The organism is Streptomyces sp. NRRL F-5755 (assembly GCF_001279365.1).
Classification (GTDB): Bacteria; Actinomycetota; Actinomycetes; order Streptomycetales; family Streptomycetaceae; genus Streptomyces; species Streptomyces rimosus.
Map to the genome: position 1 here is coordinate 1 of NZ_LGCW01000166.1, position 981 is coordinate 981.

The 981-nt window shown below is 67.1% G+C and carries 1 protein-coding gene; it reads left to right on the forward strand.

The genetic code is table 11. The annotated features are described in order from the left end of the window. Window positions 1-62 precede the first annotated feature (62 nt). A complete protein-coding gene (locus tag ADK86_RS16360; protein ID WP_053697244.1) occupies window positions 63-956 on the forward strand; it encodes an IS982 family transposase in 894 nt (297 codons plus the stop codon). Window positions 957-981 lie beyond the last annotated feature (25 nt).

A 981-nucleotide genomic window follows, 5' to 3' on the forward strand; every position in this document is an offset into this window, starting at 1 on the left:
CTAGACGAGTAGTTCCGAATGCGGGGTTCGCAGACGCGGGGAGGGTGTCCAGCATCGGGGTTGTGACGACCCAGTTGGACACCCTCTTGACCGCACTGTACGTGCACATCGATGACCGATTGAAGGGTGCGCGCTGGCGGGGTCGGCCGCCCCGGCTGACCGATGCGGAACTGATCACCCTGGCCGTCGCCCAGGCCCTGCTCGGCTTCACCTGCGAGGCCCGCTGGCTGCGCTTCGCGCACGCCCACCTGCACCCGCTGTTTCCCTACCTGCCCCAGCGCCCCGCCTACAACAAACGCCTGCGGGCGGCTCTGCCACTGGTCAAACAAACGATCCGCTCGCTGGCCCAGGACACCGACCTGTGGCTGGACACCGTCTGGATCGTCGATTCCACGGCGGTGGAGTGCGCCCGCTCCCGCGAAAGCGTTAAACGCTCATCCCTGGCCGGCTGGGCGAACTACGGTTACTGCCGCTCGCACTCCCGCTGGTTCTGGGGCCTGCGGCTGCATCTGGTCTGCACACCGGCCGGCCTGCCGGTCAACTGGGCCCTGGCCGATCCCAAGCTCGATGAACGCGAGGTCCTGGCCGCCCTGGTGGACACCGACACGGACCTGATCACCGCCCGACCCGGCCTGCTGATCGTGGCGGACAAGGGCTACGTCTCGGCCGAACTGGACCGCTTCCTGGCCGCCCGCGGAGTGCGGCTGCTGCGGCCCTCCTACCGCAATGTCACCCCACGGCCGGGAGAAGTCCTCCTCAAGGCCGTCCGGCAACTGATCGAGTCGGTCAACGACACCCTCAAAGGCCAGCTTGATCTCGAACAACACGGCGGCCGCACCGTCGAAGGCGTCGGTGTCCGCATCGCCCAGCGCATCCTCGCCCTGACCACAGCCATCTGGCACAACCGCACCGCCACAGCCCCCGTCACCAGGTCACTGATCGCCTACGACCACTGACCGGAAATCGGAACTACTCATCTAG